Below are 16,468 nucleotides of genomic sequence, written 5' to 3'. Positions count from 1 at the left end.
GATCATGGCAGCAATTTAGTGGACACTTCCGAACTGACGTCACTCAATTGGCTAAGGGGCCATGACGGCGCGGCCGGTCGAGAACGGGACAGGTCGTCCCTTTTTCTCGCACGGGGCCTGAGATAATCGACCAGCCTGAGAAACTTGACCGGTTCGGCATTCCTGTGAGCGGCGTCACCGAAATTAACGCGGCAGGTCAGCCCACCCGGGCCGGCCGCCATCGCACCGAGGCCACCCGCCGTCCGACCGGCGCCGGCCGGGACCGCGCCGGCCGCACCGGGCGCAGCCGCTCCGCCGCCGCGCACGCCTCCGCGGCGAGCGTCCGGGCCGCCTCGGCGGCCACCTCGGCGTCCCGCCAGCACGCCCGCTCACGCGCCGCCGCCGCGCGATAGGCGGCCAGCTTGCCGTCCCGCACGGCCCGCGTCAAGACGATCTCCTGGTCCACCGGGTGCAGGCGGGGGTCCCACCCCTCCCGGTGCCGGAACACGTCCTGGAGCTGCTGGGCGGAGAGGTCGCCGCGCCAATGGGCGGCCACCGCGGCGTGGTGCAGCCAGCGCTCGCGGTACGCGTACTCGGCCGGCGTGCGGGGGCTGGCCGGCGGCGGCAGCGGCGCCGCCGCGGCGAGCCGGCAGGCCGCGCTGTCCGCCTCGTCGTACGCCTGCCAGGCCCCCTCGGCCTCCTGCTGGGCGGCCAGCCAGGCGTCCCGCCGCCGACGCGCCGTCTGGGCCGCGCCAGCCGCTGCCACCGCCACCTCCTCGGCGTACCGGCGCAGGTCGGCGGTCTCGTCCGGCGGTGGCGGGTCGGCGACGGGCTGGTCCGGCTCGGGCCGGGCGGCGACGACGGTGAGCGTGGTCAGGGCGAGCAGGAGCAGCGCCGACCAGATGGCCGTCGCCCGGGGCACATCGACGAGGAACTCGTGGAGAACGGTGGTCATTGCCGGCAATCCTCACGGGGATACGGATCGGACGCTCGCACCGCCCGGCAGGCTGGCCGGCGGTGCGGCGGGGGGACGGATGCTGGTCGGGCCGGGCCGACTCAGGGACCCGTGGTCGAGTCGGTGAGTGTCGGCAGGGCCCGTCCGCTGCCGCTCGCGGCGGGAGGGTGCCCGTGCGCAAGGTGTCGGGCGGCCGCGCTCAGCTCAGCGGCGGGGCCCGCGGACCGGAGGTGGTGCCGGACCGGTCGGACCACCGCACCGAGTCGCCGCCGGTCGCCGGGGCCGGCCGGGCGCTGCCGTGCGGCACCGCCGCGGCGACGGCCGTCAGCCAGCCCGAGGACGCCTCGTCCACCGCCGACCGGGTGGCCGACGTGATGCCGGGCGCGGACCCGCCCGCGCAGCGCTCGCCATCGGCAGTCGGCCGGGTGGAGTCAGCCGCGGGGGCGACCGTGGCGAACGCTCCGGTCGCATCGACCGCCCCGGCCGCGTGGGCCGGGCCGGTGCCGCCGAAGGTGAGACCGGCGGTCAGTGCGAGGCCGGCGAGCAGCCGCGAGGCCCAGCGCGCCACCCACCACAACGGACAGGTGAGGGCGACCGGAAGCACGGCCCCACGGTACCGCCGGCACCGCCCCGCCGGCAGCTGTGACGGGCGTGTCGCGGTGAGTTGCGCGCCGGGACCGGCCAGCGTGGAGGATCAGCGGCGCTCGCCCGCGTACACCCTGGGGTTGTCGGGCTCGGCGGTGCGCGGCGCCGGCACGGACCCGGCGGCGGGCCGCCGGGTGCGGCGCGGCCCGAGCCGGCGCATCATCGGTGTCTCCACCCAGCGGTGCAGCAGCGCCGCCAGCAGCAGGTTGACCAGGAGGAAGCCCACCACGGCGGCCGGCCCCCACCAGCCACCCAGGCCCACGCCGTAGTGACCGGTCAGCCGCAGCACGCTCACCATTACCAGGACGTGCACCAGGTAGAACGCGAACGAGACCTCGCCGAGCCAGACCATCGGCCGGGAGCGCCACGGGGTCCGCCGGCCGCGCACGTCCGCGTCGGCGGCGGCAGCGATGACCAGGACGTACGCCGCGGACAGCAGCGCCGCCCACAGCTCGGCCCGGATCCAGCCGCCGGCCACCACCCAGGTCACCACGAAGACCACAGTGGCCGGTCCCAGGCGCGGGCCGCGCCACCGGCCCCGGCGCAGCAACTCGGCGGCGGCAACGCCCATCCAGAACTCCAGCGAGCGCACCGGCGGGAAGATCTGGGTGAACCACCACCGGCTCTCCTCGGGTACGAGGGCCTGCGCCGGCCACAGCGCGAGGATGAGCAGGGGCACCGCGACGACCACGGCCGACAGCGCACCGGCCGGCAGCCGCCGGATCAGCGGCAGCGCGAACGGCAGACAGGCGTAGAAGAACAGCTCACAGGAGAGCGACCAGCTCACCGTGTTGATGCTGTAGAAGACGCCGGGGGTGGGGTCCCAGGCCTGCACCAGCAGCAGGTTCTCCAGCGCGGCGCGGGGGTTGACCGGGTCGGCGAAGGCGTACGCGACCAGCAGCGCCGCCACGAACATCACCACGTGGTTCGGGTAGATCTTGGCGACCCGCCGGCGCAGGAAGGTGCGCTTCGCCTCCCCCGGCCGGTACGACCAGACCAGCACGAATCCGCTGAGGATGAAGAAGAACTGCACGCCGGACAGGCCGAGGGTGAACACCCGGTCCACGACGGCCTTGTAGTCGGGCTGGGCGACGATGCCCATCGTCCCGGCGTGGAAGCCGAAGACCAGCAGCGCCGCGATCCACCGGAGCCCGGTCAGCGACGGCAGCCGGCCGCCCGGTGCGGGAGCGACGGAATCCGCCGCGCGTACCGGCCGGTCGGTGGGGGTCAACCGCACGGGCTCTTCCTCCTGAGGGTCGTGGCCGGGCCGGTGGCCCGGTCGGCACCGCCGTGCGACATTACCCGCCGGGACGGTGACCGCCACGTCGCACCGGGCCACGACTCGTACGCATGTACGACAGCTGCGGTAGGATCGGCGCGTGCCGGACGTCTCCTACCAGCCCTCGATGCTGGATGTCGCCGACGCCGGGCCGACGCTCGGGCCGCTCAGCGGCCGGGTGACGCGGCACCGGCTCACCCGGGGTGCCTGGGTCGACCACCTGCCCGGCTGGGTGCGCGGCTCCGATCAGGTGCTCGACACGCTGCTGCACGAGGTGCCGTGGCGGGCCGAACGCCGCACGATGTACGAGGCCGAGGTGGACGTGCCGCGCCTGCTGTGCTGGTACGCGGCGGACCGGCCGCTGCCCCACCCGGTGCTCACCGCCGCCCGGGAGACGCTGACGAGGCACTACGCGGCCGAGCTCGGCGAGCCGTTCGCGACCGCCGGCATGTGCCTCTACCGCGACGGGCGGGACAGCGTCGCCTGGCACGGCGACACCATCGGCCGGGGTGCCCGCGTCGACACCATGGTCGCCATCGTCTCCTTCGGCTCGCCGCGACCGCTGCTGCTGCGGCCCCGCGGCGGCGGCACCAGCCTCCGCTTCCCGCTGGGCCACGGCGATCTCGTCGTGATGGGCGGCTCCTGCCAGCGCACCTGGGAACATGCGATCCCGAAGACCGCCCGGCCGACCGGCCCCCGCGTCAGCGTCCAGTTCCGCCCCACCAACGTGGCCTGAGCCCAGTCCAGCCAGCGCCCGCCCGGCCCCGGCGGTCACGCCGGGGCCGGCACCAATCCTGGGTCAGTCGCGTTCGACCTGGTGGCCGACGACCGCCGGGCCGAGCAGCACGGCGAAGCCGCTGCCGTCGCGCCGCGGGTCGGCCGCCGGCAGCTCCACCGGCTCGCCGTTCGCCGTCGAGCCGACCGGCCGCGGGCCGATCCAGGCGACCACCACGTCGGTCTCACCCTTGAGGAAGCGCTGCGCGCGCACGCCGCCGGTCGCCCTCCCCTTCGCCGGGTACGCGGCGAACGGCGTCACCTTCACCGTGGCTCCGGTCGACGTGACCACCATCGGCGCGCCGTGCCTCGGATCGTCGGTGCGGACCGCGCCGAAGAACACCACGGTCGTGTCAGCGGGCAGGTTGATCCCGGTCATGCCGCCGCCCCGGAGGCCCTGCGGACGGACCAGGCCGGCCGGGAACCGCAGCAGCGACGCCTGCGAGGTGATGAACGCCAGCGTCTCGGCGCCGTCGGTCAGCCAGGTCGCCCCGACCACCTCGTCACCGTCCCGCAGGCCGATCACCTCGAACTCGTCGGACCGCACCGGCCACTCCGGCGTGCAGACCTTGACCACGCCCTGCCGGGTGCCCAGCGCCAGCCCGGGTGAGCCCTCGGCGGTCGGCCCGAGCGGCGCCAGCCCCACCACGGTCTCCCCCGTCGCCAGGGGCACCAGCTCGGCGGCGGACATCCCGCCGCGCAGCGACACCGTGCCGGACTGCTCGGGCAGCACCGGCAGCGGCAGCACGTCCACCTTGAAGGCGCGACCGGCGCTGGTGACCAGGAGGACCCGGCCGCGGGCCGTGGAGTGGACCACGGCGCGGACCGCGTCGTGCTTGACCCGGCCGTGCCGCCGGCGCCCCTCGGCCGCCTCCTCGGACTCGGCCGCGGTGCGGGCGACCAGGCCGGTCGCCGAGAGGATCACCTGGCAGGGGTCGTCGGCGACCTCCAGCGGGCCGGCCGGCGCGGACGCGGCCAGCACCTCCTTCAGGTCACCGTCGACCAGGGTGGTGCGGCGCGGCGCGGCGAACTGCTTGACCACCGCCGCCAGCTCGTCGGAGACGACCTTCCGCAGCACCTTCGGGTCGTCGAGGATCTTCGACAGCTCGGCGATCTCGCCGCGCAGCTTCTCCTGCTCGGCCTCCAGCTCCAGCCGGTCGTACTTCGTCAGCCGGCGCAGGGGCGTGTCCAGGATGTAGGTGGCCTGGATCTCGGAGAGTTTGAACCGCCGCATCAGGCCGTCCTTCGCGGCCTGCGCGTCCTCGCTGGCCCGGATCAGCTTGACCACCTTGTCGATGTCGAGCAGCGCGATCAGCAGGCCGTCGACCAGGTGCAGGCGCTCCTCGCGCTTGCGCTTGCGGTACGCGCTGCGCCGGGTCACCACGTCGTACCGGTGGGACAGGAAGACCTCCAGCAGGGGCTTGAGCCCCAGGGTCCGCGGCTGCCCGTCCACCAGCACCAGGTTGTTCACGCCGAACGACTGCTCCAGCGGGGTGAGCCGGTAGAGGTCGGCGAGCAGCGCCTGCGGGTTGACCCCGACCTTGCACTCGACGACCAGGCGGGTGCCGTTCTCCCGGTCGGTGAGGTCCTTCACGTCGGCGATGCCGGTGAGCCGCTTGGTCTTCGTGACCTCGTTGGTGATGGCGGCGATGACCTTCTCCGCGCCCACGCCGTACGGCAGCTCGACGACGGTGATCGCCTGCCGGCCGCGGCTGCCCTCGACCGGGCCGATCTCCACCTTGGCGCGCATCCGCACGACGCCGCGCCCGGTCTCGTACGCGCGCCGCACCTCGTCCAGCCCGAGCAGCATCCCGCCGGTGGGCAGGTCCGGACCCGGGACGAACTCCATGAGCTTGTCCAGCGTGGCGTCCGGGTGGTTGATCAGCCACCGGGCGGCGGAGACCACCTCGCCGAGGTTGTGCGGGATCATGTTGGTCGCCATCCCGACCGCGATCCCCGACGCGCCGTTGACCAGCAGGTTGGGGAAGGCGGCCGGCAGCACGGTGGGCTGGGTCAGCGAGCCGTCGTAGTTGGGCTCCAGGTCGACCGTGTCCTCGCCGAGCTCGCCGACGAGCAGCATCGCCTCGCGGGAGAGCCGGGCCTCGGTGTAGCGCGCCGCCGCCGGGCCGTCGTCCGGACTGCCGAAGTTGCCGTGCCCGTCGATGAGGGGCGCGTTGAGTGAGAAGTCCTGCGCGAGGCGAACCAACGCGTCGTAGATCGCCGCGTCGCTGTGCGGGTGGTAGCGCCCCATCACGTCGCCGACCACGCGGGCCGACTTCACGTGCCCCCGGTCCGGGCGGTGACCGGACTCGATCATCGACCAGAGGATGCGCCGGTGCACCGGCTTCAGCCCGTCCCGGGCGTCCGGCAGCGCACGGGAGTGGATGACCGAGAACGCGTACTCCAGGTAGGAGTCGGAGACCTCGGTGACCAGCGGGTTGTCGAAGACCCGCGCGCCGGCCTGGTCGAAGACGGAGAGGTCGACCTTCGTTTCCTTGCGGCGTGCCATCGTCAGTGTCCTTGTCCGTGGTCGGTGGTCTGCGTCATGCGTCGATCGCCTCGCGGTCGACGCGGTCGGCCGACTCGATCAGCCAGTTGCGGCGCGGCTCGACCTTCTCGCCCATGAGCAGCTCCAGGATCTGCTCGGCCGCCTCGACGTCGTCGAGGGTGATCCGGCGGACCGCCCGGGTGGCCGGGTTCATCGTGGTCTCCCACAGCTCGTCGGCGTTCATCTCGCCGAGACCCTTGAAGCGCGGGATCGGGGTGACGATCTGCTTGCCGGCCTTCTCCAGCTTGCGGACCGTCGACTCCATCTCGGCCTGGGTGTAGGTGTAGATCGTCTGCGGGTTGCGCCCCTTCGTGGTGATCTTGTGCAGGGGCGGCATCGCCGCGTACAGCCGGCCGGCCTCGATCAGCGGCCGCATGTACCGGGCGAAGAGCGTGATCAGCAGCGTGCGGATGTGCGCACCGTCCACATCGGCGTCGGCCATGATCAGGACCCGGCCGTACCGCAGGGCCGACAGGTCGAACGTACGGCCCGAGCCGGCACCCAGCACCTGCACGATCGCCGCGCACTCGGCATTGTCCAGCACCTGCTGGAGATTCGCCTTCTGCACGTTGAGGATCTTGCCGCGGATCGGCAGCAGCGCCTGGTACTCCGACGAGCGTGCCATCCGGGCGGTGCCGAGGGCACTGTCGCCCTCGACGATGAACAGCTCGCTGCGCTCCACCCCGGTCGACCGGCAGTCGACCAGCTTCGCCGGCATCGACGCGCCCTCCAGCGCGGTCTTGCGCCGGGCCGCGTCCTTCTGCTGCTTCTGGGTGAGCCGGACCCGCGCCGCGTCGACGATCTTCTGCAGGACCGTACGCGCCTCGGCCCTCGTCTTCCGGTCCTCCAGCCAGGCCTTGAGATGCTGCTCGACCAGGCCCTGGAGCACCTTGGTGATGCCGGCGGTGGACAGCTCGTCCTTGGTCTGGGAGGTGAACTGCGGCTCCGGGATCCGCACGTGGACCACGGCGGTCATCCCCTCGAGGATGTCCTCCAGGGTGGGTGCGTCCTCCTTGGCCTTCAACAGGCCGCGGGCGTTGCGGGCGGCGTCGGCGAGGGCACGCGCCAGCGCCCGTTCGAAGCCCTTGCGGTGGGTGCCGCCGTGCGCGTTGCGGATCGTGTTGGTGAAGCACTCCACCGTGCGCTCATAGCCGGTGCCCCAGCGGAACGCCACCTCCACCTCGGCACGGCGCTGCACGTTGGCCTGCATGACGCCGTTGGCGTCCGCCGCGTTCTCCCGGTACGTCCCCTCGCCGGTCACCACCAGCGTGCCGGACACCGGCCGGTCGCCGGCCGGAGCCAGGAACTCCACCATGTCGGTCAGCCCGTTGGGGAAGTGGAACCGCTCCTCCACCGGCTCGGCGGCGGTGTGGTCGCGCAGCAGGTAGCGGATGCCGGGCACGAGGAAGGCGGTGTTGCGCAGCTTCATGCGTACGGCCTCGACGTCCAGCGCGGCGCCGGTCTCGAAGTAGCGCGGGTCGTGCCAGTAGCGGATCGAGGTGCCGGTGCGCTCCCGGCGCTTCATCGCCCCGACCACCTGGAGCCCCGGGCCCGCGGTGAAGGGGGCGTCCGGACCGTCGCCGTCGAAGATGCCGGGGACGCCGTGCCGGAACGACATCGCGTGGACCTTGCCGCCGCGGCGGACCGTCACGTCGAAGCGGCGGGCGAGCGCGTTGACGGCCGAGGCGCCGACGCCGTGCAGGCCGCCGGAGGTCTTGTAGCCCGAGCCGCCGAACTTGCCGCCGGCGTGCAGCCGGGTCAGCACCAGCTCGACGCCGGAGATGCCGGACTTGGCGTGCACGTCCGTGGGGATCCCCCGGCCGTCGTCGTCGACCTGGACCGAGCCGTCGGCGTGCAGCGTGACCTCGACGGACGTCGCGTGGCCGGCGACGCCCTCGTCGGTGGAGTTGTCGAGGATCTCGTTGACGAGGTGGCCAACGCCACGGCTGTCCGTCGAGCCGATGTACATGCCCGGGCGCTTCCGGACAGCGTCCAGCCCCTCGAGGTGCGTGAGGTCGTCGGCCCCGTACAGGGTCTCAGGCTCTGCGGTCAACTGGTCGTACTCCCAGGTCTCGGCGGTGGTGGTGCCGGGGACGGCGGGCATCGGCCGTAAGCGGCGCGCCGCAGCGAGCCTAGCCGTACGCTCCGACAACGCCCGGAAGCCCCGCTCGACCCGCCGCAACCGGCGCAACGGACCGGGACACCGGACGATTCCGGCGGTGACCGAGGCGACAGTCGTCCCAGGTACCCGGTACGGCCGCTCCGGACACCTGTGCCGGATCCCGGCGCCGGGGACGGCGGGTCCAGGTCCGGGCCCCAGAGGGCTCCTCGACGGCGACGGCGGCCGGGGGCGCGCTGCGCGGTATGCGACCAATGCCTGGATCTGGTGTGCCAGTCTGGGGCCGGGTGTCGGGTTTGGGGGTGTGACCGGGGGCATCGTGGGGGCGGAATCGTGGGCGGGGTGGGGGCGTTACATCCACTGGACGATCGAGCAGGAGCCCGGGTCTTCGACGGGTTGGTGGTCGCCGGAATGTTGGCGGCCGGTCGGTCGTTACACCTGGACCCGGCGCCGTGAAGGGGCCATCCCCCCGCCCCTCGGATGCCGGTGGTTCTTTCCCCAAGTCTTTTGAGCGCCTCGGATGGTGCTTGCACCGCCTACGCCCGTCCCCCCCTTTTGGGCTGGGTGGTGTCGACCCCCGAATGGAGCTTCGTGATGAACACGATCATGCGTAAGAGCGTTCTGGGTATTGCTGGTCTGGCGTTTGCTGGTGGTCTGGTCGGTGGCCCGGTCGCCGCGCACGCCGCCCCGACCCTCGAAACCACCCCCACCGCCGCTGCCGCTGTGGTGCGGGCTGACAAGCCTGATGCGGGCAAGCTGGTCCCGCACGGTGTGCAGGGCAAGCAGTCGCGCATCGACCTGTCCGATGAGCAGACCGGCAATGTGAAGGCGATCATCGCGGCGACGAAGAAGTCCGGCATGGACGAGCGGGCCGCCGTGGTCGCGATCGCGACCGCGCTGCAGGAGTCGAAGCTGGAGAACCTGGGTCACCTGGGTGAGCGCAACGACCACGACTCGCAGGGCCTGTTCCAGCAGCGCCCGTCCAGCGGGTGGGGCACGGTGGAGCAGATCACCGACCCCGAGTACTCGACCATGGCGTTCCTCAAGGGCCTCAAGCAGGTCGACGGCTGGCAGGACATGCCGCTGACCAAGGCCGCCCAGACCGTGCAGGTCTCGGCCTACCCGGACCACTACGCCCAGTGGGAACAGCAGGCCGCCGACCTGGTCGCCAAGCACTGGAACTGACCCACACACACATTCCTCACAGGGGGAAATGAAGTCGCTGGCCGGCACCCGAACCCGGGTGCCGGCCAGCGGCATCTGCACCGACCGACCGGCCCCACCGGCGACCGGCCAGGCAGCCGGGAAGGCCAGGCGGCCTGGGCAGGCCAGGCGGCCTGGGCAGGCCAGGCGGCCTGGGCAGGCCAGGCGGCCTGGGCAGGCCAGGCGGGTCTGTCGGGCTGTGGGCCATTAGGCCGGGCAGGTTCTGATGGGCCTGGACGTGCGGGGCCGGCGACTGTGGACCTGACTCGTACACGTCATCACCCGGCTACGGCACCCGCGACCGAGCCCCCACCGCCACCGGCCCGGGCGGTGCCGCCTGTTAGGCCGACGCCGGCCGGCGGACACGAACCAACCCGGACGCCGCTCCGAAGCACGGTGAGGCCTCCACCGCCCGCCCCGACCGTGATCGACTCGATCTTTCATCACGTGAACCCGTGACGCCTAGACCCGACGCGCAGGAACCGGAGCCGATCACACCCCGCGCGGCAGTGATGACGTTAACGGGTCAGCTCCACAGCCGCCGGCCCGCACGTCCAGGCCCGCTCAGCCTGTCCGGCCTGCCCATGCTGTCCCGGCCTGCTCAGGCTGTCCGGCCTGCCCATGCTGTCCCGGCCTGCTCAGCCTGTCCGGCCTGTTCAACCTGTCCCGGCCCGCTCAGCCTGACCCGGCCTGCTCAGCCTGTCCGTCCCGCTCAGCCTGTCCGTCCCGCTCAGCCTGTCCGGCCTGCTCAGCCTGTCCGGCCTGCTCAGCCTGTCCGGCCTGCTCAGCCTGACCCGGCCCGCTCAGCCTGACCCGGTCGGTCGGCCCGTGCGGGGAGGGTTCCCGGCCGTGCCCCCGGCCGGTGATCCCACTCGGGCGGCGTAGCGGTGGCCGGCGCGGGTCGACTGTGCGGCAACCGAGGCGCATCGCTGCTCCCGCCCGACCGGGTCGGCAGCGAATGTGTCGGTCAGGGGGCGAGGTTGTTGCGGGGCATTGACGTCTGTCATGCGGAAGTGATCTGATCCCAGACCCAGAGGATCTTTCACATTTCGATAGGGGCGTTCAATGTCCAGGTTGCGTCGTAGGGTCCTGGCGGCGGGGATCGCCGTCGTCGCGGCCGCCTTCTCGGCGGCCGTCGCTCCGTCCACCCCGGCCAGCGCGGCGCCGCCCACCGCCGCCGTGGCGCTCGGGGACAGCTTCATCAGCGGCGAGGGCGCCGGGGCGTACGCGCCGGTGGTCGACGTCAACGGCGTGGCCCAGGGCTTCCCGGGCTGGTCGGCGCCGAACAGCAACGCGTACTTCTGCCACCGTTCCCCGAACGCCTCGCTGTTCAAGGCGAACCTGCCCGGAATCGCGGCCCGGTTCAACCTGGCCTGCTCCGGCGGGCAGCCGTACGACATCGCCGGCGCGTCGGCGTCCCGGGCCAAGGGACGGCAGGTCGCCTCCCAGCTCGACCAGCTGCGGGCGGTCGCACAGACCCACGACATCGACCTGGTGCTCGTCGGGCTCGGCTCGAACAACAGCTCGTTCACGTTCGGCGGGGTCGCCGAGAAGTGCGCCAACCGGTTCATCGCGGACGCCTGGACCGGGTGGTGGGAGTTCTGGGCGTACCTCGGCGGGCCGGTCGAGCAGGAGCCCTGCACGGACGCGGACCTGGCGACGGCCGCCCAGTTCAGCGCGGCGACCGCGGAGACCATCGCGGCGGTGCGGCAGATCCTCACCACCCTCGCCCAGGTCGACGCCGACGGGCAGCACCGGGTGGTGCTCCAGGACTACACGAACCCGCTGCCGCCGGAGCTGGCCACCACGTACTGGACCGAGGACAGCCGGGACGACACGCGGGACAAGTTCCGCGCGCTCGGCGCGGAACGGTACGCCGCCGGCTGCCCGATCCACCGGGCCAGCCTCGCGCCCGGCCACCGCTTCTCGCAGGGTCTCGGCACCCTGGTCGGCTCGGTACGCACGGCGATCGCCGCCGAGTTCCCGAACGCGGACCTGGTCCACCTCAACGTGCAGCGTGCCTTCGACGGGGCGCGGCTCTGCGAGTCGGCCGGCAGCCCGGGCAACGCCCTGGCCACCCCGATCCGCTTGATGGACGGCCCGACCGGCGTCTTCGTCACCAGCCTCTCCGGGAAGGACAAGATCGCTATCCAGCGGATCGCCAACTCCTGCGTGACGTACTTCCAGACCTGCCAGGAGTCCTGGCACCCGAATGCGGCCGGCCACCAGGTGCTCGGCCACTGCCTGACCGGTGCCGCGGCGACGAGCGCCCGCTCGGTGTCCTGCGTCCGGTCCTCGACCGGTGCGATCACGGTGAGCTGAGCCGCCGCCGGCGTGGCGGGGCCGGCGCCGAGGTGTGACGGGCGATACGCACCGTGTGACGAGGGCTACGCACCGCCCGGGACCTTCGACCCTGAAGCGGGGTGTTGCGTTTCTGTTCATTGGCGCTCGACCCCGTCGACGCCCGAAGGAGAAGTTGTGCTCTCGGAATCCTCAGCCGCAGTGGTGACCGCGACCCTGCCCGCCGTGCAGGCACATGGCGAGGCCATCACCGGCCGGTTCTACCAGCGCATGTTCGACGCCCATCCGGAGCTGCTGGACGTCTTCAACCGGGGCAACCAGGCGAGCGGACAGCAGAAGGCGGTCCTCGCCGCCGCGGTGGTCGCGTACGCCGAGCACCTGACCGGTGGCAGCCGCCTGCCGTGGGGTCCGGTCCTGGACCGGATCGCGCACAAGCACGCGTCGCTGGGCATCACCGCCACCCAGTACACGATCGTCGGGCGGCACCTGCTCGCCGCCGTCGGCGAGGTGCTGGGCGATGCCGTCACCGCCGAGGTCGCGGCCGCGTGGGACGAGGTGTACTGGCTGCTCGCGTGCGAGCTGATCGCCCGGGAGGCGCGTCTCTACACGCTGGCCGGGGTGGCCGAGGACGGTTCGGTGTGGCGGGACTGGCGGGTGACGGCCGCGACACGGGAGACCGCCGACGTGGTCTCGTTCCGGCTGGTCCCGGCCGACGGCGGCGCGGTCCCGGAGTTCACCCCGGGCCAGTACGTCTCGGTCGCCGTCGAGCTGGGCGGTGACCGCGGGCAGCAGATCCGCCAGTACAGTCTCTCCGGCCGGCCCGGGGCGGCGGACTGGCGGATCACCGTCAAGCGGGTACGCGGCATCGACGGCGCACCGGACGGGATGGTCTCCGGCTTCCTGCACGAGCGGGTGACGGTCGGCGACACGCTCCGGCTCAGCCCGCCGTTCGGCGAGGTCAGCGCGATCGGCGACGCCGGCCCGCTGCTGCTGGTCAGCGCCGGCATCGGCCTCACCCCGGCGATGGCGGCCCTGGAGCACCTGGCGGTGACCGAGCCGGAGCGGCAGGTGGTGCTGGTGCACGCGGACCGGGCGGCCGCCGCCCACGCCCGCCGCGGCGAGCTGCCCGCGCTGCAGGAGCGGCTGCCGAACCTCTCGGTCCGGCTGTGGTACGAGAACGCGGCCGGCGCCGAGCTGGCCGGGCTGACGGCGGAGATCGCCCCGGGGCTGGTGGACCCGGCCCTGATCCCGCTCTCGCCCGAGGCGCACGTGCACCTCTGCGGGCCGGTGCCGTTCATGCGCCGGGTCCGCGGTGGCCTGCTGCGGCGGGGCGTGCCGGCGGACCGGATCGCCTACGAGGTGTTCGGGCCGGGCATGCTGCGCGACTGAGTCGCAGCTCGACGGGCCGGCGTCCACGCCGGCCCGTCGGGCCGACCGTCGGTCAGCCGACCGCCACGGTGAGCAGCACGGCCGAGTCCTCGTCGGCGTGCAGCGAGTGCTGGGCGTCGGGAATCACCAGCAGGTCCCCGGTGACGCCGGTCCAGGACCGGTCACCGGCGACCAGCCGGACCCGCCCCCGCAGCACCTGGAGCGTCGCCTCGCCGGGGCTGGCGTGCTCGGCCAGCTGGTGCCCGGCGGCCAGCGCGAGCAGGGTCTGCCGCAGTCGGCTGCCCGAACCGCCGTGGACGGTGCGGGCACTGCGCCCGTGGTCCGTGGTGCGCGCGACGGCGAGCTGCTCCTCGGTCAACGTGGTGAGCGAGGACGGGGACATACGGCACCTCCGAGTCGGCGGATCACAATGGAATGGTCCACGAGCCATGGCCTACCTGTGACTCTTTGCCCAGCTTCGTCACAAGAGTGGCGTACCGCCAGGGGCTTTGGTCCCACACTCGGGATTTCTCCACAGCGGACCTTGCGCCGCGCGCAGAAGTCGATGATCTAGCGGTTAGGAGCCGGACACCAGGGTACCGACTGGCGCATGCGCGTCCTTGGCATCAACGCGATCTTCCACGACCCCGCGGCCGCCCTGGTGGTCGACGGCCGGGTGGTGGCCGCCGCCGAAGAGGAGCGGTTCAGCCGCCGCAAGCACGGAAAGCGTCCCGTCCCCTTCTCGGCGTGGGAGCTGCCCGAACTCTCCGCCGCCTGGTGCCTCGCGAGCGCCGGCCTGGACGCCGACGATCTCGACGCGGTCGCCTACTCGTTCGACCCCGGGCTGTGCCGCCCGGCCGAGAGCCTGGGGCTCGCCGACCCGTGGGACTGGCTTCGGGTCGAGTACGCGCAGCGCGCCCCGCAGTTCCTCGCTGCCGCCCTGCCCGGCCTGGACCCGGCGAAGGTACGGTTCGTCCCGCACCACGTGGCGCACGCCGCCTCCGCCGGACTGGCCGCGCCGGCGGCCGGCGACGACACCGCGGTGCTCGTCCTCGACGGGCGCGGTGAGGTGGCCAGCCATCTCGCCGGCGTCTACGCCGACGGCCGGCTCGAGCCCCTGTACGCGCAGGAGCTGCCGCACTCCCTCGGCCTGCTGTACGAGGACCTGACCCGGCACCTGGGCTTCCTGCACTCCAGCGACGAGTACAAGGTGATGGCCCTGGCCTCGTACGGGGAGCCGAAGCACCTCGGGCTGCTCCGCGAGCTGGTGCGGGTCACGCCGGAGGGCGGGTTCCACGTCGAGCGCGTCGACTGGGGCAGCCTCGCGAAGCCGCGCCCGGCCGACGGTGAGCTGACCGGGGACCACGCCGACCTGGCCGCCAGCGTGCAGGCCCGGCTGGAGGAGGTCATCCTCGACCTGGCCCGCTGGCTGTACGACGCGTCCGGCGGCGCCGCCACCATCGCCCTCGCCGGCGGCGTGGCGCTGAACTGTGTGGCCAACGCGCGGCTGGCGGCGCAGGGCCCGTTCCGCGACGTCTGGGTGCAGCCGGCGGCGGGCGACTCGGGTACCGCGCTCGGCGCCGCCCTGCACCTCGCCCGTGACCTCGGCGACCGGCCGGTCCCGATGCCCGGCGCGGACCTGGGCCGCGGCTGGTCCGACGAGGACCTGGAGGCCGAGCTGCGCCGGGCCGCGCTGCCCTACTTCCGGCCCGACTCGATCGCGGCCGAGGCGGCCCGGGTCCTCGCCGGCAACGGCATCGTCGCCTGGTTCCAGGGACGCAGCGAGTACGGTCCGCGCGCGCTCGGCCACCGATCCCTGCTGGCCCACCCCGGCGACCCGGACACCACCCGACGGATGAACGACGTCAAGGGCCGCGAGCAGTTCCGGCCGATCGCGCCGATGGTCCGCGCGGAGCGGGCGGGCGAGATCTTCGACGGGGTCTTCCCGAGCCCGTACATGCTCTTCGTGCACACCGTGCGGCCCGGGTGGCGGGACCGCGTCCCGGCGGTCACCCACGTCGACGGCACCGCCCGGGTGCAGACCGTGCACGCCGACACCGAGCCGCTGGTCGCGGAGCTGCTGGCCACCTTCGAGCGGCTCACCGGCCTGCCCGTGGTGGTGAACACCTCGCTGAACACCGCCGGCCGGCCGATGGTGGACACGCCCCGGGAGGCGATGGAGCTGTTCGGTTCCGCGCCGGTGGAGCTGCTGGCGATCGGGCCGTTCGCGGTGCGCCGCGACGCGCTGGGCGGTGCCCGTTGATCAGCCTCGTGGTGCCGACGCTCGGCCGGCCGAGCCTCGCGGTGCTGCTGGACGCACTCGCCGCGCAGGTCGGCGAGCTGCCCGACCCGGAGATCCTGCTGGTCGACGACCGCGGTGCGGCCGCCGGGGAGCTGGCGGTGCCGGGGACGCTGTCCGCGTACACCAAGGTGTTGACCGGGCCCGGCGCGGGGCCGGCGGCGGCCCGCAACCTGGGTTGGCGCGCGGCCCGCTCGCCCTGGATCGTCTTCCTCGACGACGACGTGGTGCCGGCGGCGGACTGGGCCCGCCGGCTGGTCGCGGACCTCGCGGTCGGCGACCGCGTCGGCGGCGTGCAGGGCCGGGTCGAGGTGCCGCTGCCGGTCGACCGTCGCCCCACGGACTGGGAGCGCGGCACCGCCGGGCTCGCAGACGGTGCCTGGATCACCGCCGACATGGCCTACCGCCGCGCGGCGCTGGCCCAGGTGGGCGGTTTCGACGAGCGGTTCCCCCGGGCCTACCGGGAGGACGCCGACCTGGCGCACCGCGTCCGGCTCGCCGGCTGGGAGCTGGCCCGCGGCCGGCGGTCGGTGACCCATCCGGTCCGGGCCGAGGACCGCTGGGTGAGCCTGCGGATGCAGCGCGGCAACGCTGACGACGCGCTGCTGCGCCGCCGGTACGGGCCGAACTGGCGGGCCGACCTGGAGGTGCCGCCCGGCCGGCGGCGCCGGCACGTCGCGGTCGCGGCCGCCGGCGCCGTCGCGGTGGTCGCCGCCGCGCTGTCCCGGACCACCCCCGGTACGCCCCGGCGCCTGCTGCGCGCGGTGGCGGCGGGCGGCGCGGCGGGCTGGGTGGCCGGCACCGCGGAGTTCGCCCACGCCCGTATCGCGCCGGGTCCGCGCACCGTCTACGAGGTCACCACCATGCTGTTGACCAGTGCGCTGATCCCGCCACTGGCGGTGACCCACTGGGTACGCGGATGGTGGGGCACCCGCGGCGAGCGTCCCGGGGCGGGGCGCTGATGTTTACACCGTCGCTTGCCAGGGGCAACTGCTGCC

Annotated in this window: 12 protein-coding genes; 6 read left to right on the top strand and 6 right to left on the bottom strand. The window is 73.3% G+C overall.

What is annotated here, in order from left to right:
• Positions 1-196 precede the first annotated feature (196 nt).
• The 3 genes from EV376_RS14800 to EV376_RS14790 form a co-directional block, all read right to left on the bottom strand.
• On the bottom strand, positions 197-934 hold the full coding sequence (locus tag EV376_RS14800) for a hypothetical protein (RefSeq protein WP_130323668.1): 738 nt from the start codon (positions 932-934) through the stop codon (positions 197-199).
• A 199-nt stretch (positions 935-1,133) separates the two neighbouring features.
• The gene (locus EV376_RS14795) at positions 1,134-1,538 is read right to left on the bottom strand and encodes a hypothetical protein (RefSeq protein ID WP_130323666.1); all 405 of its coding nucleotides are present in this window, start codon (positions 1,536-1,538) and stop codon (positions 1,134-1,136) included.
• 90 nt (positions 1,539-1,628) lie between these two features.
• A complete protein-coding gene (locus EV376_RS14790) occupies positions 1,629-2,816 on the bottom strand; it encodes an acyltransferase family protein (protein ID WP_486482637.1) in 1,188 nt (395 codons plus the stop codon).
• Positions 2,817-2,985: 169 nt separating this feature from the next.
• On the opposite strand from EV376_RS14790, the gene EV376_RS14785 reads away from it, so the two are divergent.
• Entirely contained in the window at positions 2,986-3,594 is a 609-nt protein-coding gene (locus EV376_RS14785; protein ID WP_130328664.1) for an alpha-ketoglutarate-dependent dioxygenase AlkB, read from the top strand.
• 63 nt (positions 3,595-3,657) lie between these two features.
• Here EV376_RS14785 and EV376_RS14780 read toward each other — a convergent pair whose 3' ends face one another.
• Positions 3,658-6,141 (bottom strand): DNA topoisomerase IV subunit A, encoded by a 2,484-nt coding sequence (locus EV376_RS14780; RefSeq protein ID WP_130323664.1) that lies wholly within the window; start codon positions 6,139-6,141, stop codon positions 3,658-3,660.
• Between the two features lie 34 nt (positions 6,142-6,175).
• Positions 6,176-8,284: a DNA topoisomerase IV subunit B gene (locus EV376_RS14775; RefSeq protein ID WP_207228158.1), complete on the bottom strand. Its 2,109-nt coding sequence runs from the start codon at positions 8,282-8,284 to the stop codon at positions 6,176-6,178.
• 609 nt (positions 8,285-8,893) lie between these two features.
• Here EV376_RS14775 and EV376_RS14770 point away from each other — a divergent pair.
• The 3 genes from EV376_RS14770 (at position 8,894) to EV376_RS14750 (ending at position 13,192) form a co-directional block, all read left to right on the top strand.
• Complete coding sequence (locus EV376_RS14770; RefSeq protein ID WP_130323662.1) at positions 8,894-9,484, top strand: isopeptide-forming domain-containing protein; 591 nt, start codon at positions 8,894-8,896, stop codon at positions 9,482-9,484.
• A 1,083-nt stretch (positions 9,485-10,567) separates the two neighbouring features.
• Positions 10,568-11,824 (top strand): SGNH/GDSL hydrolase family protein, encoded by a 1,257-nt coding sequence (locus EV376_RS14755; protein ID WP_130323658.1) that lies wholly within the window; start codon positions 10,568-10,570, stop codon positions 11,822-11,824.
• A 156-nt stretch (positions 11,825-11,980) separates the two neighbouring features.
• On the top strand, positions 11,981-13,192 hold the full coding sequence (locus EV376_RS14750) for an NO-inducible flavohemoprotein (RefSeq protein WP_486482636.1): 1,212 nt from the start codon (positions 11,981-11,983) through the stop codon (positions 13,190-13,192).
• Between the two features lie 52 nt (positions 13,193-13,244).
• Here the strand turns inward: EV376_RS14750 and EV376_RS14745 are convergent, their stop codons facing one another.
• A complete protein-coding gene (locus EV376_RS14745; RefSeq protein ID WP_130323656.1) occupies positions 13,245-13,574 on the bottom strand; it encodes a cupin domain-containing protein in 330 nt (109 codons plus the stop codon).
• 207 nt (positions 13,575-13,781) lie between these two features.
• Between EV376_RS14745 and EV376_RS14740 the strand changes: the two genes are divergently transcribed.
• Together EV376_RS14740 and EV376_RS14735 are read left to right on the top strand one after the other, a co-directional pair.
• Positions 13,782-15,434: a carbamoyltransferase C-terminal domain-containing protein gene (locus tag EV376_RS14740; RefSeq protein ID WP_130323654.1), complete on the top strand. Its 1,653-nt coding sequence runs from the start codon at positions 13,782-13,784 to the stop codon at positions 15,432-15,434.
• The gene (locus EV376_RS14735; protein ID WP_130323652.1) at positions 15,431-16,432 is read left to right on the top strand and encodes a glycosyltransferase; all 1,002 of its coding nucleotides are present in this window, start codon (positions 15,431-15,433) and stop codon (positions 16,430-16,432) included. The genes EV376_RS14740 and EV376_RS14735 overlap by 4 nt, the downstream gene beginning before the upstream one ends.
• The last annotated feature ends 36 nt before the right edge of the window (positions 16,433-16,468 follow it).

The sequence above is a fragment of the Micromonospora sp. CNZ295 genome (genome assembly GCF_004217535.1).
Note: the sequence above shows the minus strand (reverse complement) of the source record. Positions and strands in the feature narration are given on the sequence as shown.